The following is a 21303-nucleotide window of genomic DNA, read 5'->3' as shown; positions in this document are numbered from 1 at the left end:
CACTACTCCAGAATCAATTATATGTTTCGATTGGTTTAGTACTTTTTACGGGGGTGTCTTTTATATCTTTTTCCCTAATAGATTGATTTTACACATTTTGATGCGTAAATGACAAGTCGCAACAGTTCGGAGGTAATAATATGTTAGACCAATATTTTACAGTGAAACCAGAAGGTATGGATGAACAAGTGATTCAGAAATCCCGTTTTATTGGTTATGTGAAGCGTGTGGAAACAGAAGCAGAAGCGCAAACGTTTATTGAAATGATTAAGAAAAAACATCGTGATGCTACTCACAATTGCTCGGCATATATGATTGGAGAGCATGATAACATCCAAAAAGCGAATGATGACGGTGAGCCAAGTGGCACGGCAGGTGTGCCTATGCTTGAAGTGTTGAAAAAAAGACATTTAAAAGATACGGCGATTGTTGTCACTCGTTATTTTGGAGGGATAAAGCTTGGTGCTGGCGGGCTGATACGTGCTTATGGCAGTACAACCTCTCTTGCGATTAATACAACGGGTGTGGTGGAAAGAAAATTAATGAAAAAAATGTCCGTTACAATCGATTATGGTATGTTAGGAAGAATGGAAAATGAACTAAGACAATCGGACTATATATTGGATTCTACTGATTATTTGGAAAAAGTCACGTTTTATGTATACATAGTGAATGGAGAGGAAAAACAGTTTACAGAATGGATCATTAACTTAACCAGTAACACAGCTGAGGTGGCAGAAGGAGAAACAGAATATATGGAAACAGAAGTGCCTAACCCTTAATTTCCCGGGAAATAATAGAAAGAGAGTGCGGTCTTTCACACTCTTTTTCTATTTTTTTGTTTTGTAAATACATTCGATTGTTTTAATTCATTTGTCAACTGTTTGATAAAATCTTGTGAATTATTTATTTTATGCTGCTCTGTTTGATCTAGCATTTTTTGTAAAATGGATCGGTATAGTTCTTGCTCCGTCAAGGTTATACACTCCTTTGAACCTTCTACTGCATTATATGAAGACAGGCGGACAATGTGCCATGTTCAGTGATTATGCCTATTTCTATTATTTTAATTGAATCGTTACCATAACTAGATTACAATACCCTTCTATAAAAAGTAAAGCTATTTTACATCTTTCCACTAATTTTACAAAAATTTAAAATTTGAAAATTTTCATTTTTCCCATATTTGGAATATAATAAGAGTAATAATAGAAGGAAGCGAAATACATTCCGTAAGCAACGAAAAGATCATATTCCCTAAAAAGAGAGACTTCCATCAGTAGGTGGTTCTTCATCCCCACTGATGGTTAGCGAAACTTATCAAGGTGTGGCTATCCCCCACTTATACTTCTTTCGCTATTCTAAGTCTTGGAGTGGGGGTCTTACGGAAATTGTTCAACGTGATAAAGCATTAAAATCTTCTTAAATTCTACATATTTTTTTGGAGGTGATGGTCTGTGAGGAATTTAGCTGCACTCTTTATCATAGCGGGGATTATTTTATTAGGCATAGGTGGATATCAATTTTTTAAACTGCATGCAGCGGAGCAACAAGCAATGAAAGATGCAAAAGAATTGTTTGTTCTTCCTGAAAAAGAAAAATCCCCCATTTCTGAGACGAATTCTGAATCGAAGTCAACAGCCGATAACTTTGCTCCGGATACAGGAGAGATAATCGGGTTATTGGAAATACCATCCATTAATGCAGAACTGCCTATCGTAGAGGGAACGGACCCTGATGAGTTAGAAAAAGGGGTTGGACACTACAAGGGATCTGCCTTTCCAAAACAAAATGATCAGGTTGTCTTATCAGGACACCGAGACACTGTATTTCGCAAATTAGGTGAAGTAGAGATCGGTGATACATTCACTGTAAAATTGGCTTATGGAGAATTTAAATACAAAATGATGAACTCCAAAATAGTCGTTGCAGATGATACTACTGTCATCCATTCAACTGCCCCAAATGAGGAGTTAGTCCTTACGACATGTTATCCGTTCTCCTACATAGGAGATGCACCAGACCGTTACATCATATATGCAAAACCAATAGAGTAAACCCGACTAGAAAGGTTGTCGATGATTAGCTGTTCAGCAGCTGGAATATGCGAGACTCCCCATGACGAGCGAGCCTAGTTTTGCTTGAACAGATGCTGACTTATGCCCTTTGGGTGAAAGCGAGTATATTTCAATTGCATATACATTAAGCTTATTTTTTTGTGGACAGCTCCTTTTTGTCACAGCGAGGAGGTTTTGATGTGAGAAAATTGTTAGGCGTTCTAACTGTAGTGCTGATTACTTTAATAGGTTGTCAGGATAAGGAAGAAGAAGTGACACCAGAAGATCGTTTACAGGCATATTTAGAACTTTGGAGTGACCGGAACTTTGAAGAGATGTACACGATGGTAAAAGGAGCTTCTAAGGAAGCATTTGTGGATCGCTATCCAAAAGTGTATCAAGACCTAGAAGTAGAAAATCTACAATTAGATTATGTCGTTCCGGAAATGGAAGAAACGGAAGAAGAAGCAACCGAAAAAGAAGAACAAGCATTTCTCTTGCAAGTAAAAATGGAAACGATTGCTGGAACTATTGATTATGAAACACCACTTACTATGGTAAAAGACGTAGAAGAAGTAGATAATCAAGAGGTTACCGATTGGCTCGTTCAATGGGACACCCATTTCATTCTCCCCTCTTTAGAGGAAGACGATACAATCACTATCAACACTTTCGAGCCTGCACGAGGAAGTATTTATGATCGTAATCGCCAAGGGTTAGCGGTTAATGAGAACATCTATGAATTAGGTGTAGTGCCAGAACGATTTTCAGAGGAAAATGAACAAGTAGAAAAAGAGTCCATTGCTTCCGCCTTAGGCATCACTGTAGAGGAAATCGATGAAAGCTTAAATCAAAGCTGGGTACAACCCCACTATTTTGTCCCTTTAAAAGTTGTTCCTGGTTTGTCAGAAGACGGTTTAGATGAAGAAGTGAAAACAAACAACGCTCTCACCTATCGAACGGTTACAGGGAGAATTTATCCATTTGAGGAAGCTGCTGCACACCTTATTGGTTATATCGCTCCTCTAACAGCTGAGAAGCTCGAAGAAGTTGATAGTGATATATACAATGAAAACGATATGATTGGCTACCGCGGACTCGAAGAACTTTTTGAAGAGGAATTAAGAGGGACAGAAGGAGTACAAATCATTGTGGAAAAAGAAAACAAAGAGGATAAGGTCATTTCTGAGCAAAAAGTGCAAAATGGAGAAAATATTACGTTAGCGATAGATGCCTCTGTTCAAAAGAGGTTGTTTGAATCATTAGAAGGCGATGCTGGAACTGCTGCTGCGATTGATCCTAAAACTGGTGATACGCTAGCTTTAGTAAGCAGCCCCGCTTTTGACCCTAATGCCTTTTTGTATGGTCTAAGCAATAGCCAGTGGAATGATTGGCAAGAAGACCCACAAAATCCGCTGCTGAATCGCTTTACTTCTACGTTCGCACCTGGCTCTGCGTTCAAACCAATTACGAGTGTTATTGGTTTGGAAAGCGGAGAGATCGATCCAAATGAAGGGTTAGAGATTAATGGATTAACATGGCAAAAAGAAGGATGGGGTAATTATCGTGTCCGACGTGTATCCGAGTCCAATGGACCAGTTGATTTAAAGGACGCACTGGTCCGATCTGACAACATATATTTTGCCCAGCAAGCTCTTCAAATTGGAGCGGAAACATTGACGGACGGGCTAAAGGATTTTGGATTTGATGAAGATTTCCCATTTACTTATCCTATTTCAGCAAGTGAGATCACTTCCGATCAATCATTAGACAATGAAGTGTTATTGGCTGACACCAGCTATGGTCAAGGAGAAATAGAGATGAGCGCATTACACATGGCAACGGCTTACTCCAGCTTTTTAAATGATGGTACGATGATGAAGCCGAGGTTAACGATGGATGAAGCTAGTGCAGAAGCTTGGAAAGAAGGACTTGTATCCAATGAGCATGCATCTTTCATTCAAGAATCATTACGCGCTGTTGTGACAGAAGGGACAGGTCAAGATGCTAACATAGCGAATGTATCTATTTCAGGCAAAACAGGTACAGCTGAACTGAAACAATCCCAATCAGACGAAGGCGGACAGGAGAATGGGTGGTTTGTAGGCTATCCAGAAAACCAAGACATGATCATCGCAATGATGATTGAACATATAGAAGACAAAGGAAACGGCAGCGGCTATGTAGCCGAAAAAGTAGCTAATGTATTAAACGACATAAGATAAACTATTCTACAAAAATAAGGCGTAATTCATACGCCTTATTTTTGCTTTTTCTATACTAATATTTAAAAGTAAAAACAGCTGCGTAAAGATACGAGACTCCTGCAGGAAAAGCAACAGCTGAAGATCCCGTAGGAAGCGAATTTTGCTTCCGAGGAAGCTGAAGCGTTGCCCGCGGAAAGCGAGTATCTTTACGCAGCGTCGAGTAAGCACTTTTCTCTAAAAGAATATGGTGTCTTTCCATTTTACAGCTTAACTACCTCACCTTTTTTACTGCTTGTATAAACGGCGTCTAATACTTTCATTTGACCTGCCATCTGATCGAAGGTGTACTTTAATGGTCTATCTTCTAGGATTGCGCTTGCAAACTCTTCTGCCATTAAAGCATATTGGTCGCCAGATTCAGCATATACCGTAATTTCCCCATCAGCATTTGTCACATGGATTTCTCCAGCCATGTTTTCATTCGTATCTGGTCGATAAGCGGATTTTACTTTAATCGAACCCTTCGAACCAATCACCTCATATTCTTGTCGAGGGATCGTATCAAAACTGCAGTCAAATGCTGCTTGTTTGCCATCTGCAAAGCTAAGGATTCCAGACATTTTCGTATCTACATCTAACTCATCATGGTAATGTGCATTCGCATAGGCTGTAACAGGTTCTTCACCCAAAATATAACGGATGGAATGCAAGGTATAACAACCAACATCATACATTGCTCCACCACCTAATTGGCTGCTTAAACGAATATTAGAGCGATCCTCTAATAGAAAAGCAAAAGATGCACGCATAAAAGCAACGTCTCCAATAACATCTTCTTGGATGAGACCTTTCACTTTTTGATGTTGTGGGTGGAATTGATACATAAAAGCTTCCATAAACTTCACACCATTGTCTTCACAAGCTTGTACCATTTCATCTAATTCTTCCTTTTCAATACCGACAGGCTTTTCACACAGCACATGCTTGTTCTTTTCCGCTGCCTTGATCACCCATTCTTTATGTAAAGCATTTGGCAATGGAATATACACTGCGTCAATTTCTTGATCGTCTAACAATGCTTCATATGTATCATAAGCTTTCGGAATCGACAATTCCTTTGCCACTTCTTCCACTCGCTCTTTTTGACGGCTCGCAATAGCTATTACTTCGCCATTAGAAGAGCGTTGAATAGCCGGAATCACTTGTGTCCTCCCAATTTTGGCTGTACTTAAAACTCCCCACTTTAAGCTATTCATATGTACTCTCTCCCCCTTTTTAAAAATTAGAACGTTTTCAAAAACTACAACGCCTTCACGGATCCACCATCAACGATTAACGTTTGTCCAGTAATATATGTATTAGCGGGCGAGCCAAAGAACACGATAGCTTTCGCAAATTCTTCAGGTGTCCCTATCCTCCCAATTGGAATGTGACTCCCTGCTTCTTTTACTTGTTCTTCCACAGACTTTGTATCTGCTCTTTTTTCAAATAACTCTAAAATACGATCTGTTTGAATGGTGCCCGGTCCTACAGAGTTTATTAATATATTGGATGGTGCAAGCTCTTGTGCTAAGCTTTTTGATAAACCTACGATAGCAGGACGAAACGTATTGGATAATAGCAGGTTATCTAATGCCTGTTTCATCGAACTTGATGTAATGTTGACAATACGGCCAAATTGCTGCTCTTTCATAACTGGCATGACACCTCGAACTGTACGAATAACGTTTAGCAGCAACAACTCAAAAGCATTTTGCCAATCACTATCGGCAAAGTCAGAAAAACTTCCAGCTGGCGGGCCACCGGTATTATTGACCAAAACATCTACCTTGCCATTTTTTTCCACTGCTTTTTCCACCATATTCTGTATATCTTTTTCTTTTCTCACATCACAGACAACGTGATGAATATGATCGTTTCCTGAGGCTTGTTTGATATCTGTGACAGCTTGTACTAACTGTTTCTCATCTCGGCTTGCAATAAGTACATGTGCTCCCTCTTGTGCATAAGTAAGCGCACATGCTTTCCCTAATCCTTTGCTAGCTGCCGTGACAATAACCGATTTTCCTTTTAGTCCTAAATCCATTCAACTCTCCTCCCTTCTCTATCCTTCATTTTACAAAATGAAACTAAAAAAATCGAGCGATAAAGAAAACTCGTCGATTGACGAGCTTTTAGCGAAGTCAGAGACGTAGTTGCTCTTATCTATCTTCCTTATCGTGGTATCTACGTCGAATTCCCTTCATCTGTAACACGATATAAATGCTGATAGGGTAAAGAAGAGCTATCTCATAGTGTCAGATAAAATTTCACACTATAAGGCAGCTCTAAGTTTTTGTTAATATAAAAAGTGGCTCGAAACGCCTAAAAGTGGCGCGTTTCTTATAAAAAGTGGCTCAAAAGTGCTTAATAGTGGCGCGAGTCCTATCAAAAGTGGCTCGAATCCACTTTAAAGTGACACCATTATCTCTCTTTATTACATTTTATTTAGAATGGATGTATAGAAGTAAAAGTCTTCTTTATTTTGTTCATCTAAGGCACGATCTATTAATCGCAATAAATTATGTCGTTCTAATTCAATAATCACATCATTGATTTGATGTTCTTTTTCTTGAGATTGCTGCATGACAGTATATGGGCTTAATATCGTATTTAGGTGTTGTTGAAATTCTTTTATTTTCATTAAATCAGATAAAACAATTCGGTTATATCGCTTTCCCTTTTGGAATACAAATACGGCATCTTTATTTTCTATTTCTTGTGTCTCACGATGAATTCGAATTTCTCTTCCTTCTAGTGGAACAAATTGATATACTTCGTCATCCATTAGTAGTGAAAAATATTGATAAGCTAAAACCACTCGAATATATTCGCCTTCTTCTTTCACGTAATACGGTTTAAACAACTTAATTGAAAGCATTTAGACACCTCCACGTGTTTTGCTATCTTCCCGTCTGAAATATACTTCTTATTTTACATCATATGCAGTAAATAAGAAAGCGTTTACAAATATTTTTAAAAATTTTAAATTTTTAGATGGTACACTTTTTTTGTTTTGTTATACTATGTATGAGAAGCAATTGTAGGGAGATTTTTAAAATGAAATACATAAAGTGGCCTTTCCGTATTGCAGGTAGACGAGTCATCAAAACAGCTTTAGCCGTTTTCCTAACATCCTTTATTTGTCAATTATTAGATTGGCCTGCCGTATTTGCTGTTATAACAGCGATTATCACCATCGAACCAACTGTAGCCTCTTCCATTAAAAAAGGGTTAATACGTTTCCCAGCATCCGCTATTGGATCGGGCTATGCGGTATTATTTATTTATTTTTTCGAAGACTCACCGCTTACATATACGTTGGCAGCACTATGTACCATTATTACATGCTATCGATTAGGATTACATGTAGGTCTTCTCGTTGCAACGTTAACTTCCGTTGCCATGATTGAAGTGATTCACACAAACTTATTGTTTTCCTTTATTATTAGACTTGGTACAACCACCATTGGGTTGATTGTTTCGACCCTCGTCAATATGTTCGTACTGCCACCAAATTATACGAAGACTATCTCCACTAATTTAGAAGGGTTATTGAAAAAAACGGGCGAAGAACTCGAAATGATTATGAAACAGTTAATTATGAAGGATGGAATGACAAATAAGAGGGAGATCGAAAAGCGGTTTGCTGATCTAAGGGTAACCCTTAATAAAACGGAAAAGCTGTTAGAATTTCAAGAGGGAGAAGCAAAGTATCATCACCTTGATACGGAAACAAAAAAATTATTTGCCCAAGAAAAACGAGCCTTGACGCAATTTCGTTTAGTCCATTATCATATTGGCAATTTATTAAATACACCGATTAATTCTGTGTGTTGGTCTAGATCAGAATGTCAAGACATTGTAAAGATGGTCGAGACCTTAGTTTCCTTTATGAAACACCCTGATGATTATAAGGCGAGTGCTTATCGCCAACAAGTCAAGGTTTTAATGAATCAGTTTTGGGAAAGCAAACGACCGCAAAATAAAACGGAAGGTTCCTTATTTACACCAGAAATTATTATTTTATATGAGTTGTTATCCATTTACAATCTCATCGAAGAGATACTGAAAAAGAAAGACCAAATTTAATACAGCAAAAACCGGGTTGCTTCAAAACAACCCGGTTTTTTATGTCATAGTATATTAAAATTTGGCTTTATTTCAAAATATTAATACTTCTTGCGCAATAACTTATAAATACTTTCCATCCACTCGTTTAAAGATGAGTGCTTAATCGTCGCTGCGGAAAAACACTCGCTTTCACCCAAGGGCACAAGTGCGACATCTACTCAAGCTTCCTTTGGTCGCTTTCGCAGTGTCTTCTTTGCCGTGGGGAACGCTTCAGCCTCCTCACGAGCAAAAAACGCTCGCCCGAGGGGTCTTCAGACTGTTCCTTTCCCACAGGAGTCTCGCATTTTTCCGCAGCTTGGATTGGTACTCGTTTGAAGTAAAAAAAATTCAAAATTTTCATTACACATTAGCGGAAGAAATATACGTAGACTCCTGCGGGAACAGCGAAGACGGTGAGACCCCGCAGTGAGGAACGAGCGAGGAGGCTCAGTGCGAGCCCGCGGAAAGCGAAGTATATTTCTGAAGCGGTATTTACACACTGACCAAATGCTACGTCGCTGTTTTGGTCAACTGTCGCATTAAACATCACACGATACTAATAGAGCCTTATATTTTAAATTGTGCTACTAGACTATTTAATTCTTCTGCTAATTTAGCGAGCTCGTCTGAGTTTTCGGATACTTCTTCCATGGAACTGCTTGCTTGCTGGGCAGATGCGGAAGTTTGCTCTACTCCTGCTGCGGATTCTTCTGAAATCGATGCAATCTCTTCTACAGACGAATTGATCTCATTAGTGCTTGATGTAATTTCAGTTAAATTTCCAGTAACAGTCTGGATATTTGTTGCCATCTCATTGATTGCTTGATTGATACGCTCAAATGTTTTTCCTGTTTTTTCTACTTGCTCTGTTCCATGCTCCACCTCTGTATAACCTTCCTCTAAAGAATTGGTTACAAGAGAGGACTCAGACTGAATATTGTTGACAATTTCCGTAATATCCGTAACAGAATTTGCTACTTGCTCTGCTAGCTTTCTTACTTCATCAGCTACTACAGCAAAACCTTTACCATGCTCTCCGGCACGTGCTGACTCAATTGCTGCATTTAACGCTAGTAAATTAGTTTGTTCTGCAATATCTTTGATCACAGAAACTAATTTAGATATTTCTTTTGTTTGTGTATCTAAACCTTGTACTTTCGTTACGGAATCTTGAACAATTTCATTAACACGATTCATTTGATGGACAGAAGTCGACATCATTTCTTGACCATCTTCTGTTAACGTACGAACATCACCGGAAGCCTTCTTAATATTTTCCCCATTATTATTTGCTTCTGTTACTTTGGTGGTAAGCTCGCTCATTTGCGAAGCTACATCCCCTGCATGATTAGCTTGTGTTTCCGAACCTGATGCTAACTCTTGCATTGTTGTCGCAATTTGTTCTGTCCCTGTTCTTACCTCACTTGCCGATTGAGTTAGCTCTTCACTTTGCGCACTAACCGTATTTGAAACAGAGGATACCTTCTCTATCATTAACCTTAAATTTTCTTTCATGACGTTCACAGCCATAGCTAACTGACCAATTTCATCTTTACTCTGATAGCTGATATCTTCTGTTCTTAAATTTCCTTCTGCAATTTGATTACTAGTTTCCACCACTTGATTTAAGTTTCGTGAAATCAATCGATTCACAATAGTAACTAACACAATACTAATAATAACAGAGATCAAAATTGCCGCTACTAATACGTAAAACGCTGTTGTCTGACTTTGCTTTGCCTTAGTAACGGCAGTATCTCTTTGCTCATTGACTAATTCATTTAATGCCGTTAATTGTTGAACCGCTTCCCATTGAGCAGTGTCTGCTTGTCTCGCTACCGTTTTAGCAACTGCCTGTTCGCCTTGATCCATATAACTTACTAATTCTTCAAATTTTTGGTTTAATTGATCATCTAACTTAACGATAATAGCAAACATATCTTTTTCTTCTTCTGTGTTCATTTTAGGCTTAACTTCTGCTTCTAACTCCTCAAATAATGCTTTACGCTCATTATATTCCTCAACTAAGTTAGAATCTGGTTCATTTAAATATTGAAATGCTCGAATGGATTTAGCCCGGATCAGTGAGCCCATTTCTGCCACATCGATTGCTCGGTCCCCGCGTCTTTCCATTGCTTCCATTTCTGAATCGACATTATTCAGTAGAATAGAAACGAGAACACCTGAAATAACGAATAATGCTAAAACAATACTTAGAATAATTCCATACTTTGTCCCTACTCGGACATTGCGAAACGAAAATTTACTTGTAAGTTTTTTCACCGTTGTTCCTCCTAAGATTAATAGTTACACGCTTTTTCGACATGAGTATATTTTAACATGTCTTTTTCATCATTTCTATTTAATAAAGTAGTCTTTTAGACCTGTATTTAAACATATAAAAGGACTAAAGTCACTTAAATTCCAAAATTCAACTGCTTTATGCTAGATAATTTTTCAGTTTGGTTATTTTCCGATAGAATAGATATAGTGTTGTGACCTTAAATGGAAAGGATGAAGAAGCATGCAATTCTTTTATATTTCTGAAAATGCGGTTATGCTTCAACTAACAGAACATTTTACAGCCGAAACAACTCAAAGATTGATCGCTTTACATAAAAAAATCGAGCAAGATTCACCACACGGAGTAATAGAATCTGTGCTCGGTTATACCACATTGACTGTTTACTTTGATTGGATCTATCTATCACATCAAGAAATTCAAGATTATCTTACAAAACTTTTACAAGAGCCTTTAGAACAGCAAAAGCAAGGAACACACCATAATATTCCTGTTTGCTATGAAAAAGAGTATGCTCCTGACCTGTCATTTGTGGCAAAATATCATGACCTTAGCATTGAAGAAGTAATACAAAAACACACGAACAATACGTATACGGTTTCCTTTCTTGGTTTTTCACCAGGTTTTCCTTTTTTAAGTGGAATGGATACGAATATCGCTACACCGAGAAAGGATAAGCCGAGACTCGAAGTACCAAAAGGATCTGTTGGTATTGCGGGAGAGCAAACAGGGATGTATCCAAGCACATCCCCAGGAGGCTGGCAAGTTGTTGGCCGTTCTCCTGTTTCACTGCTCCACTTGTATAAAAAAGAACCTACATTAATGAAAGCGGGAGACACGGTTTCCTTTTATCCGATCAACAAGTATACTTTTCAACAATATCAAAGCAAGGAGACTGTAACATGACTCTTGAAATGATTGAAGAAGGACTATATACAACCATACAAGATTTAGGACGATTCGGTTACCGTTCCAAAGGATTTCCAGTAAGCGGAGCAATGGACTCCTTCGCGATGCAGGTAGCTAATATTTTAGTTGGAAATCAAGAAAACGAAGCGGTTATGGAAATGAGCTTTCTTGGACCAACGATCCGTTTTACCGATCAAGCAACAATCGTCATTACAGGAGCCGATATGGGAGGTAATATAAACGATAAGCCCATTCCAAGAGGTCAACCTATATCCGTGTCTGCTGGTGATATTTTGCAGTTTAGAACAACCAAAGAAGGACTGTACTGTTACTTAGCTGTAAAAGGAGGATTTGATATAACTCCAATTCTTGGAAGCAAAAGTACAATCGTACGTGCTGAATGGAAAGGAATGCTAGGTAGGAAATTGGAAGTGGGAGATCGTATTCCATTAAAAGAATCGGTCGAAGCGGCACCAGTGAATTGGAGAGTAAATCCTAGCTTGTTTCACTATTTCACTAAAACAGAACCAGTTATCCGCTATATCAAAGGGGCTCAATCTGAATGGTTTAACGATGAAGCCAAGATGGACTTTGAATCCCATTCATGGCAAACTACTACGCAATCCAATCGAATGGGATATCGGTTAAAAGGAACGGCTGTGCCATTTGCTAACGATAAACAATTATTAACAGAAGCCACAAGCTTTGGAGCTATTCAGGTCCCGCCTGACGGACAGCCGATCGTTCTCATGGCTGATGGACAACCAACAGGAGGTTATCCGAAAATCGGACAAGTCATTCAAGCTGATTTACCAAAACTAAGTCAATCAAAACCTGGTATTCCTTTTCGATTTAAAGAATGTTCCATTGATGATGCACTAAAGGCTAAACAAAAGCAGAATGATCAACTTAAAGCAATAAAATTAACCTTATGTCAAAAATGGGGGGAGTAAAAATTGACTTCTATTGAACTAAATTGTGACTTAGGAGAAAGTTATGGCTCCTACAAAATGGGAAATGATCAGGCTATTATTCCATTCGTCGACAGTGTGAATATCGCTTGTGGGTTTCATGCCGGCGATTACCGTACTATGGCAGAAACAGTGCAATTAGCAAAACAACATCATGTTCAAATCGGAGCACATCCTGGATTCCCAGATTTACAGGGGTTTGGCAGACGTAAAATGGATATGAACCCTGATGATGTATATGATTTAATGCTTTATCAAATAGGTGCATTGAACGCTTTTGCACAATCTCAAGATGTGAAATTACATCATGTGAAGCCTCATGGTGCTTTATATAACATGGCATGTAAACAAATGGAACTGGCGGAAGCTATAGTACAAGCTGTGTACGATTTTGATAAGCAGATCATTTTATATGGCTTAGCAAATAGTTATTTGACTCGTGCCGGGGAAAAAGCAAGCCTTACGGTCGCACATGAAGTGTTTGCGGACCGAACCTATCAGGATGATGGTACGTTAACTCCCCGCTCTCAACCAAATGCTGTGGTTCATGACTCTGATCAAGCACTAAAGCAAGTACATGATATGGTAACAAAAGGAAAAGTGAAGACTGCTTCAGGCAATATCGTTTCATTGCGTGCTGATACCATATGTGTGCATGGAGATACGAAAGAAGCCGTAACATTCGCTAAACGTATCAGGGAAATGATCGATACCATCTAAGTTGGGATCACATAGTATTGTGAGTGAAGCTAAAAATTGGCTTAGCAGAAGCAATTCTGTCTACGTTAAAAAAACCACGGAGAAAGTTTTTTCTCCGTGGTTTTTGTTACCTGTAACGATATTTAAATAAGCACTCATCTAAGAAATCCTCAGGCATTTTTTTCATGCCTTGCTGCCAGATGGAAACATGCAAAAAGGCAAATACGCTAATTGCTGCTACAAATGCCATGGGAATGTAAACGGAAATCAGTGCAAATATTCCGCCAATACTTCCGATTAATAAAACTTGTGGTAATAGCGTTAAGGAAGCAATCCAAGCATTTTTCCATAGTTTTAATCCTTTTAAATGCGACGATACCGCGAGTGGCACCATAGAAATTAAAGTAAGTAAAAAAACGCTGACCATAAACCACCAGCCTATTTGGAGAAAAAGGTGGCTGCCCTCAAAGAAAAATGGGGTTTCCGAGACGTACATGACAAATAGTGTAATTGCAAAGACAACGTTTAGTGCGATTAATAGCGTGTTTTTAAAATAAAACTGAAAGGATTGGAAAAAGTTTCTCCACACACCTATGATATCGACTCCGTTTCTACTCCAATCTAAAATGACCGCATACATCGCTAATGTCGCCGGAATGATGGTCACAACCCCTAAGGAAAAAAAGAACCATAACAGCTGAATAGCAAGATACGATGCAAAAACATGTAAAACCCGAAACAACGTTGACTCCAATTGATTCATCCAATCACCCACTTTAATCATAATACTGGATTATCAATAGATTTTATTGTATTTACATTATTTCCGAATCATATAAATATAAACCTAAATTTTTAAAAGAAAAAGGTAAGCGAGTAATCCTTTTTAAAAAGTGACCTGTTTCACGAAAATACTGCCCTGTTTCCTCTAATAAGTGAGCCGTTCAACCAAAAAAGCGGCCCATTTTTTCAAGAAAGTGACCCCTTTAAGCAAAAAAGTGGCCCATTCAGCATCTACGTGATAAAGAATTGCCCTAGTTACTTATGCGGGTCAAACAAAATTTATGACTCCCCAAACATAGAAAAATGAACTGCTTCTCAAAAAGAAACAGTTCATTTCGTTTATTTCAACTCAGGCAATACTCTTACTTCCCTCTCCATATTCGATTTACACAACGGACAGCTCGGTGTTTTTTCAAAGGAGTAATCCTCTCTCATCCACCCTTGGCAATCTTCACTTACACATGCCCATACCTTTGTCTCCACATCTTCGACGGGCTCTTTCTTGTTATTAAAATAAGCCATTCGGCACTCCCTTTCGTGGGTACTACCTCCATTATACGCTTATTCGTCTCCAAATACAAAGTTATTGTACAAATCCTTTGATCGCAAAACGGAAACGATAACAGCGATTCGCAAATAACGTGTATTCTGGATGTGTCTTTTGACCCCAGCTGTCATCACCGCCAACACCCATTTGCCAGCCATTTATCGTAACAGACACTTTCTCAGGCTCTTTCAACTTATAATGATGACTCGCTGCTTCTAATTCATTCACTGTATAATGCAAGGCATTTACTTCAATAGTCGGATCTCCACTTACATGCAGACCATTTCCATCCTGATTGCGAAGTTCAAACCAACGAACCCCGCATTTATTTCCACTCTCTTGCGGCTTCAAATAGGGTTGAAGTTGTTCTTTTACCCTGCCTTCATAAATACCAAGTTTGCCGCCATGCTGACGATCCCAATAAGTTTCATGCGGGCCTTTTCCATACCATTTCAACTGATCAAAATCCAGCCCCATATCAAACGTAACACCGATTGCCGGAATTTCCGCTAATCCTTCTCCTGGCATAAGATGTTGCTCCACTTCCACCGCACCATCAGGATAAACAGTATATGTCAGTTCCACCACACTAATGGAACTTGTCGGTAATTGATAAACAGCTTTCGCCACTACGACTGAATCCAATTGCTCTACCTGTAATGCTTGCAAAGTTCGTTCCTCGCTTGCTTGACGCCAATTGGCACTTCGCTCGTGCAGCTTATTACCGCGATCGTTATCGGTCATCGCTCGCCAAAAATGAGGCATCGGAGCACTTTCGATTAACTCCACACGTTTTACCAAATAAGACGTTATCGCTCCAGAAGCTTTATCCAATGACAATTCAAAATCCTGCCCTTGAATCTGATAAGCTTGCTCTGTTTCGTCTAATGTCAGGCTGCCGTCTGTGTTGAACGCTGGACGGTTGACACTAGGCACGACAAATTGGGCAAAGGCCACTTCATGGTCCACTTCTGCCCACGTTGGCGCATCCTTATACACCACCGATAGAGTCACGACATATTCCTTATCTTTTTGGAAAATGTCAGAAGGATAATCGAGTCGGAGCTCCTGTTTAGCTGTCGCCTGTGCTTCTAAGTCAGTGGTGCCCGACGCGACAATCTCTCCTTCTTCCTCGATCGTCCATACGAGTGTAAACTGTTCTAATGATGTGAATAAATATTTATTAGTCAGCTCGAATTCTCCATTTTGCAAGTTTGTCGCTTGAAAGTCAATGTTTTGATAGCATGCTTTGGTTTCATCAAGCTTCGGTGACACGGTTCCATCAGCGAAAATAAGACCGTCTCCTGCAAAATTTCCGTCATGGGGAGATTCGCCAAAGTCACCACCGTAAGCGAGGAAGCTTGTGCCCTCTTCGGTTTGATGACGCAATGCTTGATCTTTCCAATCCCAAATAAATCCGCCTTGTAAAACAGGATATTGGTCAAATAGCTCGGTATATTTATGAAGGTTTCCTGTTGAGTTCCCCATGGAATGACTGTATTCACATAAAATATATGGCTTTTTCTCACCAGGCTGCTTGGCATAAAAGGCTAGTTCACTTGGGCTGCGATACATCGTACTTTCAATATCAGAAGCTGCATCAGATTCGCGGAAATGAAATATCCCTTCATAGTGTACTAGTCTTGTTGGATCAGTTTCTTTAAAGTATTGATGCATTTTCAAGAAGTTATCCCCGCCAAAGGATTCGTTCCCTAACGACCAAATAACGATAGATGGATGATTTTTATCTCTTTCATACATCGATTGGCAGCGGTCGAGGACATTTTCTGTCCATTCTGGCTTACTTCCTGGCAATGCTTTTTCTTCTGTTTCCTGTCCATATCGCCAAGTTCCATGTGTTTCTAAGTTTGTTTCATCAATTACATAAAGCCCGTACTCATCACAAAGGTCATACCATTTTGGATGATTCGGATAGTGGGATGTTCGAACTGCATTAATGTTATACTTTTTCATTAAAGTAATATCATGAACCATATCTTCTGTAGTTACTGCGCGACCTCTGTCTGCAGTGAATTCATGGCGGTTTACCCCTTTAAAGACGATTCGCTTACCATTGATATGCATGATCCCATCTTTCATTTCGAATTGACGGAAACCAAACTTTGTTGCATATACTTCAACAGTTTCACCTTGATCGTCGGCGATTTCAAAAAGCATTGTGTATAAATATGGTTGTTCAGCACTCCACTTATATGGATTTTTTACAGTAGTTGTCGATTGAACAGTGGTAGACATTTTACCATCTATCGCTAGTTGAAATTGCTGCTTTTCGATTAATTGATTTTCTGCATCCAATACGGAGACATGTAGAGCAGCGCTGTCATATTTTTTCTCAAAATAATTGATCACATCTGCTTTTATTTCTAGTTCTGCATTTTCATAGTTTTGATCAAAATAAGTACGTATGCGATGGTCATAAAGATGCAAATCTGGTAAAGCCATAAGGTTTACATCACGGAAAATACCACTCATTCGCCAAAAGTCCTGATCTTCCAGCCAGCTTGCATCACACCAACGATAGACTTCCACTGCTAGCGTGTTTTCTCCTTCCTGAAGGTATGGTGTAAGATTAAATTCAGCAGGTGTAAACGTATCTTCGCTATAACCTACCAACTCACCATTGAGCCATACATAAAAGGCAGATTCTACCCCTTGAAATTGTAGAATAACAGGGCTTTGTTCCCAAGCTTTAGGTAATACAAAGGATGTCACGTATTGCCCTACTGGGTTATAATGAGTAGGGGCAAATGGAGCTTCGATCTCGTCGTGTTCGATCCAAGGGTATCTTGTGTTTACATATTGCGGATAATCATATCCTTCTAATTGCCAGTGTGCCGGTACATTAATGAGATCCCAGGAAGAAGTATCATAATCTTTTTGATAAAATTCCTGGACTTTTTGGGATGGTTTTTCAGAAAAGTGAAAACGCCACTTGCCATTTAAACTTTTTACAAACGGCGATTGACTAGCATCAAATGTATAAGCTTGCTCTTTTGTTTGATATGGAATAGCCACAGCATGTTGCGGCATGCGATTAAGTTCAAATATTTCTGGATTATTATTCCATTCCGGATAACCGTTTTTTGGTGATTGATAATGATATTTCTCTTTATGAAGCTGCATGATTAGTTCCTCCTCTTTTCTGTGTAACCGAATTCATTTTCTTTTTTATATAGACAATTCTTAGAATTTATCTTAAAATAGTCAATAAAATTAGTCAAGTTAAATTTTACTTACTTTACTAATCGGTATTGGAAGGATGACAAACATGGCAACCATAAAAGACATTGCGAAAAAAGCGGGTGTATCAATCGCTACTGTATCCCGTGTATTAAACTATGATCCCTCTCTATCCGTTGGAGAGGATACGAAAAAGAAAATTTTTGAGATTGCAGAAGCCTTATCTTACACCAAAAAGGCACCAAGGAAAAAGCTATACCGCCGTATCGCCTTTATTCATTGGATGACAGAGGAAGAAGAATTAAACGATTTATATTATATGACCATTCGTCACAGCATAGAAGCAGAAGCAGAGAAACAACACATTCGTTTACTAAAATTTGTAGCAAATGAAATGGAGAAAATACCTGATGATATAGATGGAATCATTGCTGTTGGACGTTTTAGTAAAAAACAAGTAAAAACCTTTCAGCAAACGTCGAAACACATAGTATTAGTAGATCCTGATGAGGAGTACGATAACTGTGACGCCATTTTGATTGAATTTAAAAAAGTGATAGAAAGATCGGCTGATTATTTATTAAATAAGAACGTCAATAAAATTGGATTTATAGGCGGGGAAGTTTCTAGTAGTGGTAAAATGGATGAACGTGAACAGCATTTTCGTTCCTATTTACAAGAACAGGGTTTGTTTGTTGAATCATTGCTTTTATATACTGACTATACGGTAGAAGGTGGATATAAGGCCATGAAGGCTTTTTTACAAAAGAGTCAAAATGTCGACCGAATGGGATTTATCTCAGCCAATGATCCGCTTGCGATTGGGGCTTTAAAAGCGCTCCATGAGACGAAAGTGGAAGTTCCAAATCAAGTAAGTATGATTGGCATTAATGATATTAGTGTATCGAAATATATATATCCGGCACTAACCACTGTAAGAATTGAGAAAGAATTAATGGGAAAAACAGCGGTGGATTTAATGATGGAGCGCCTTCGCGATGAACGCACGATCGCCAAAAAAGTATATATTGATACTAGCTTAATTGAAAGAGATTCCGGTTGATTCATCCGAATATGATTGATATGCAGACGTCATTATCCATTCTTCAGATTTTAGGGCAAGTTGATTATAAGACTTCTATCAACGATTTGAAAACAAGAATTAGCTTAAAACTGTTGATAGAAGTTCTCTATCGATAGTTTTAATGCTAAATGCTGCTTAAAAATGCATATAGAACCTCCCTATCGATAGTTTTAATGCTAAACGCTGCTTAAAAATGCATATAGAGCCTCTCAATCGATAGTTTTAACGCTAAATGCTACTTAAAAATGCATATAGAACCTCCCTATCGATAGTTTTAATGCTAAATGCTGCTTGAAAATGCATATAGAGCCTCTCTATCGATAGTTTTAACGCTAAATGCTACTTAAAAATGCATATAGAACCTCCCTATTGATAGTTTTAACGCTAAATGCTGCTTAAAAATGCATATAGAACCTCTCTATCGATAGTTTTAACGCTAAATACTGCTTGAAAATGCATATAGAACCTCCCTATCGATAGTTTTAACGCTAAATACTGCTTGAAAATGCATATAGAGCCTCTCTATCGATAGTTTTAATGCTAAATGCTGCTTATTACTGCGGATAGAACCTCTCTCTAATTCATAACTATTATCTTCTACAGATTTGTTCCATCTATAATTTTTTTCAATTCATGTAATACAAGCGCGTCTTTTCTAAACTGCTGCACATCATCATTTTTAACAAATTCCATCAGCACATATCGCTCTTTTTGATCACTCATAATCTCTTTTAAGTAGCGTTGCCATTCTTTTGCACCGATTCCTAAATCTAAACGCTCTGTTTGATTCCAGTGAAAAATGTGCACATTGGAAATCCATGGCTTAACAAGATCAATACTTGCTAAACGATCCTCGACAGACAAACCTACTGCTGGCTGCCAATAAAGATACACATTACCATGGTCTACTTCTTCCATAAGTTGCTTGGCACTTTCTTTTGTGTTGGTTAATGTACCGCCGTGATACTCAAAGTGAATCGAAATATTTTCTTTCCCAGCCATATCTGCAATTCGTTTCGCATCCTCTATCACCGATTGACGATAGCTTTTATCTGCATCCTCTGAATCTAGTGTACCAGCCCATACGCGAATAGAAGTAGTATGTAATGCTTGAGCTGTTTCTAGAATGGTTTCGAAAGAATGCTCATTTTTTTCTGGATCTCCAACACGATAGTAGGAGCCATAGGAAGACACTTCTAATTCACGTGATTTTGTCATTTCTAACACATTTTTGGCATGATCAATATCACCCGGAGGAACGTGTACATCTCCTCCCCATTCGATCGCGTCTAATTCTGCTTCCATTGCTAAATCAATCACTTGTTCAATTGATTTGCTGCGAAACGTTACCGAGCATAATCCTAGTTTCACTTATAAACCCCCTTTCCTAAGCCATCTTTCCAAATTGCTTTTTCGTTACTTGCCATTTTAATGGCTCACCATTTAACCATCTTTTTAATTCTTCTAACATATATTGGCCCATCCGTCCGCATTCTTCTCCTTCACTTCCAGCAAGATGCGGGGTTAGCACCACATTATCCATTGTATACAACGGCGAACCTATTTCTGGAGGCTCTGGATCAGTGACATCCAATACCGCCGTAATATCAGACCTTTCTTGCAAGACATCGATCATTTCGTTTTCCCGAACGATCGCACCTCTTGCCGTATTTATAAAACTAGCTCTATTTTTCATTAACCGGAAATGATCCCCGTTAATCATTCCAACCGTTTCCGGTAATAATGGAGTATGTAAAGAAACGACATCTGCTTGTTCAAACATTTCTTCTAACGAACACAATTGCACATTTAATTGTTCCGCTTCTTCTTTAGAAACAAAAGGATCATAGGCCAAAACATCGATATCAAATGGACGTAATAGCTCTACCGTACGGCGACCAATGGTACTTAACGAAATGATCCCAACTTTGCTCCGATATGACCCTTTTACCGCAAATGGCTTTGGTGGAAAGGCATAATTTTCTCTAATCCCACGAGTAAAGCCCCACCCATTTTTTAAACAAAATAAAATTTGCGACAGCGTAAATTCAGCAACTGGTATACCATTCGCATGAGCCGCCGTTGAAAATAAGATATCTCGATCCCACGCTTCATCTGTTGCAATACTTTTAATAGAACCAGCTGCGTATAGAAATGCTTTCAAATGAGGGGCATGCTCTAATAGATTTTCATCAAGTTTTGGTCCTCCCCAACCTGATAATAGGACATCGACATCTTTCAAAACGGATAAATCCTGTTGTAATTCAGCATTCGTAAGAGGTGGACTAACTATCTCCACCAATTCTTCCACTTCATCCCGAATAAAACGAGGGTATACTAAATCAAAAGTATCATCATTCATCACATAAATTGCCTTTTTCATGAAATATA

The 21303-nt window shown here is 38.6% G+C and carries 18 protein-coding genes; 8 read left to right on the top strand and 10 right to left on the bottom strand.

Annotation, left to right across the window (positions count from 1 at the left end; genetic code table 11):
- The first annotated feature begins 140 nt into the window (after positions 1-140).
- Positions 141-782, top strand: a complete 642-nt coding sequence (locus tag GHD00_RS14465; protein WP_163538870.1) for a YigZ family protein — start codon at positions 141-143, stop codon at positions 780-782.
- A 35-nt stretch (positions 783-817) separates the two neighbouring features.
- Here GHD00_RS14465 and GHD00_RS14460 read toward each other — a convergent pair whose 3' ends face one another.
- Positions 818-976 carry a hypothetical protein gene (locus GHD00_RS14460; RefSeq protein ID WP_163538869.1) on the bottom strand — a complete coding sequence of 53 codons (159 nt, stop codon included), beginning with the start codon at positions 974-976 and terminating at the stop codon, positions 818-820.
- 481 nt (positions 977-1457) lie between these two features.
- Between GHD00_RS14460 and GHD00_RS14455 the strand changes: the two genes are divergently transcribed.
- Complete coding sequence (locus GHD00_RS14455; RefSeq protein WP_163538868.1) at positions 1458-2057, top strand: class D sortase; 600 nt, start codon at positions 1458-1460, stop codon at positions 2055-2057.
- Positions 2058-2257: 200 nt separating this feature from the next.
- Complete coding sequence (locus GHD00_RS14450; protein WP_163538867.1) at positions 2258-4282, top strand: penicillin-binding transpeptidase domain-containing protein; 2025 nt, start codon at positions 2258-2260, stop codon at positions 4280-4282.
- Positions 4283-4524: 242 nt separating this feature from the next.
- Here the strand turns inward: GHD00_RS14450 and GHD00_RS14445 are convergent, their stop codons facing one another.
- From GHD00_RS14445 to GHD00_RS14435, 3 genes are all read right to left on the bottom strand, one after another.
- The gene (locus GHD00_RS14445; RefSeq protein WP_163538866.1) at positions 4525-5520 is read right to left on the bottom strand and encodes a Gfo/Idh/MocA family protein; all 996 of its coding nucleotides are present in this window, start codon (positions 5518-5520) and stop codon (positions 4525-4527) included.
- 44 nt (positions 5521-5564) lie between these two features.
- The gene (locus GHD00_RS14440; protein ID WP_163538865.1) at positions 5565-6350 is read right to left on the bottom strand and encodes an SDR family oxidoreductase; all 786 of its coding nucleotides are present in this window, start codon (positions 6348-6350) and stop codon (positions 5565-5567) included.
- Between the two features lie 390 nt (positions 6351-6740).
- The gene (locus GHD00_RS14435) at positions 6741-7184 is read right to left on the bottom strand and encodes an IDEAL domain-containing protein (RefSeq protein WP_163538864.1); all 444 of its coding nucleotides are present in this window, start codon (positions 7182-7184) and stop codon (positions 6741-6743) included.
- A gap of 179 nt (positions 7185-7363) precedes the next feature.
- Here GHD00_RS14435 and GHD00_RS14430 point away from each other — a divergent pair, with 179 nt between their 5' ends.
- On the top strand, positions 7364-8395 hold the full coding sequence (locus GHD00_RS14430; protein WP_163538863.1) for an FUSC family protein: 1032 nt from the start codon (positions 7364-7366) through the stop codon (positions 8393-8395).
- A gap of 588 nt (positions 8396-8983) precedes the next feature.
- On the opposite strand, the gene GHD00_RS14425 is transcribed toward GHD00_RS14430, so the two are convergent.
- Positions 8984-10699: a methyl-accepting chemotaxis protein gene (locus tag GHD00_RS14425; protein WP_163538862.1), complete on the bottom strand. Its 1716-nt coding sequence runs from the start codon at positions 10697-10699 to the stop codon at positions 8984-8986.
- 241 nt (positions 10700-10940) lie between these two features.
- Here GHD00_RS14425 and pxpB point away from each other — a divergent pair, with 241 nt between their 5' ends.
- The 3 genes from pxpB to GHD00_RS14410 are packed head-to-tail and all read left to right on the top strand — an operon-like array spanning position 10941 to position 13318.
- A complete protein-coding gene (pxpB, locus tag GHD00_RS14420; RefSeq protein WP_163538861.1) occupies positions 10941-11624 on the top strand; it encodes a 5-oxoprolinase subunit PxpB in 684 nt (227 codons plus the stop codon).
- Entirely contained in the window at positions 11621-12580 is a 960-nt protein-coding gene (locus tag GHD00_RS14415) for a 5-oxoprolinase subunit C family protein (protein ID WP_163538860.1), read from the top strand. The genes pxpB and GHD00_RS14415 overlap by 4 nt, the downstream gene beginning before the upstream one ends.
- Positions 12581-12583: 3 nt before the next feature.
- On the top strand, positions 12584-13318 hold the full coding sequence (locus tag GHD00_RS14410; protein ID WP_163538859.1) for a 5-oxoprolinase subunit PxpA: 735 nt from the start codon (positions 12584-12586) through the stop codon (positions 13316-13318).
- A gap of 106 nt (positions 13319-13424) precedes the next feature.
- Here GHD00_RS14410 and GHD00_RS14405 read toward each other — a convergent pair whose 3' ends face one another.
- From GHD00_RS14405 to lacZ, 3 genes are all read right to left on the bottom strand, one after another.
- On the bottom strand, positions 13425-14060 hold the full coding sequence (locus tag GHD00_RS14405; protein WP_240468713.1) for a DUF624 domain-containing protein: 636 nt from the start codon (positions 14058-14060) through the stop codon (positions 13425-13427).
- A 359-nt stretch (positions 14061-14419) separates the two neighbouring features.
- A complete protein-coding gene (locus GHD00_RS14400; RefSeq protein ID WP_163538857.1) occupies positions 14420-14602 on the bottom strand; it encodes a cold-shock protein in 183 nt (60 codons plus the stop codon).
- A 61-nt stretch (positions 14603-14663) separates the two neighbouring features.
- Entirely contained in the window at positions 14664-17771 is a 3108-nt protein-coding gene (gene lacZ, locus GHD00_RS14395) for a beta-galactosidase, LacZ type (protein WP_163538856.1), read from the bottom strand.
- 145 nt (positions 17772-17916) lie between these two features.
- Here lacZ and GHD00_RS14390 point away from each other — a divergent pair, with 145 nt between their 5' ends.
- The gene (locus GHD00_RS14390) at positions 17917-18891 is read left to right on the top strand and encodes a LacI family DNA-binding transcriptional regulator (RefSeq protein WP_163538855.1); all 975 of its coding nucleotides are present in this window, start codon (positions 17917-17919) and stop codon (positions 18889-18891) included.
- Between the two features lie 618 nt (positions 18892-19509).
- On the opposite strand, the gene GHD00_RS14385 is transcribed toward GHD00_RS14390, so the two are convergent.
- Together GHD00_RS14385 and GHD00_RS14380 are read right to left on the bottom strand one after the other, a co-directional pair.
- On the bottom strand, positions 19510-20283 hold the full coding sequence (locus GHD00_RS14385; RefSeq protein WP_163538854.1) for a sugar phosphate isomerase/epimerase family protein: 774 nt from the start codon (positions 20281-20283) through the stop codon (positions 19510-19512).
- 16 nt (positions 20284-20299) lie between these two features.
- A complete protein-coding gene (locus GHD00_RS14380) occupies positions 20300-21295 on the bottom strand; it encodes a hydroxyacid dehydrogenase (protein WP_163538853.1) in 996 nt (331 codons plus the stop codon).
- Positions 21296-21303: the final 8 nt, after the last annotated feature.

The organism is Gracilibacillus sp. YIM 98692 (assembly GCF_010993965.1).
Taxonomy (GTDB): Bacteria; Bacillota; Bacilli; order Bacillales; family Amphibacillaceae; genus Gracilibacillus.
The sequence above is the reverse complement of the archived record's forward strand: the minus strand, read 5'-3'. Positions and strand labels throughout refer to the sequence as shown.

Coding starts and splice junctions, on each gene's coding strand:
- GHD00_RS14465 (WP_163538870.1), top strand. CDS start 141: ATGTTAGACCAATATTTTACAGTGAAACCAGAAGGTATGGATGAACAA.
- GHD00_RS14445 (WP_163538866.1), bottom strand. CDS start 5,520: ATGAATAGCTTAAAGTGGGGAGTTTTAAGTACAGCCAAAATTGGGAGG.
- GHD00_RS14440 (WP_163538865.1), bottom strand. CDS start 6,350: ATGGATTTAGGACTAAAAGGAAAATCGGTTATTGTCACGGCAGCTAGC.
- GHD00_RS14435 (WP_163538864.1), bottom strand. CDS start 7,184: ATGCTTTCAATTAAGTTGTTTAAACCGTATTACGTGAAAGAAGAAGGC.
- GHD00_RS14430 (WP_163538863.1), top strand. CDS start 7,364: ATGAAATACATAAAGTGGCCTTTCCGTATTGCAGGTAGACGAGTCATC.
- pxpB (WP_163538861.1), top strand. CDS start 10,941: ATGCAATTCTTTTATATTTCTGAAAATGCGGTTATGCTTCAACTAACA.
- GHD00_RS14415 (WP_163538860.1), top strand. CDS start 11,621: ATGACTCTTGAAATGATTGAAGAAGGACTATATACAACCATACAAGAT.
- GHD00_RS14405 (WP_240468713.1), bottom strand. CDS start 14,060: ATGAATCAATTGGAGTCAACGTTGTTTCGGGTTTTACATGTTTTTGCA.
- GHD00_RS14400 (WP_163538857.1), bottom strand. CDS start 14,602: ATGGCTTATTTTAATAACAAGAAAGAGCCCGTCGAAGATGTGGAGACA.
- lacZ (WP_163538856.1), bottom strand. CDS start 17,771: ATGCAGCTTCATAAAGAGAAATATCATTATCAATCACCAAAAAACGGT.
- GHD00_RS14390 (WP_163538855.1), top strand. CDS start 17,917: ATGGCAACCATAAAAGACATTGCGAAAAAAGCGGGTGTATCAATCGCT.
- GHD00_RS14380 (WP_163538853.1), bottom strand. CDS start 21,295: ATGAAAAAGGCAATTTATGTGATGAATGATGATACTTTTGATTTAGTA.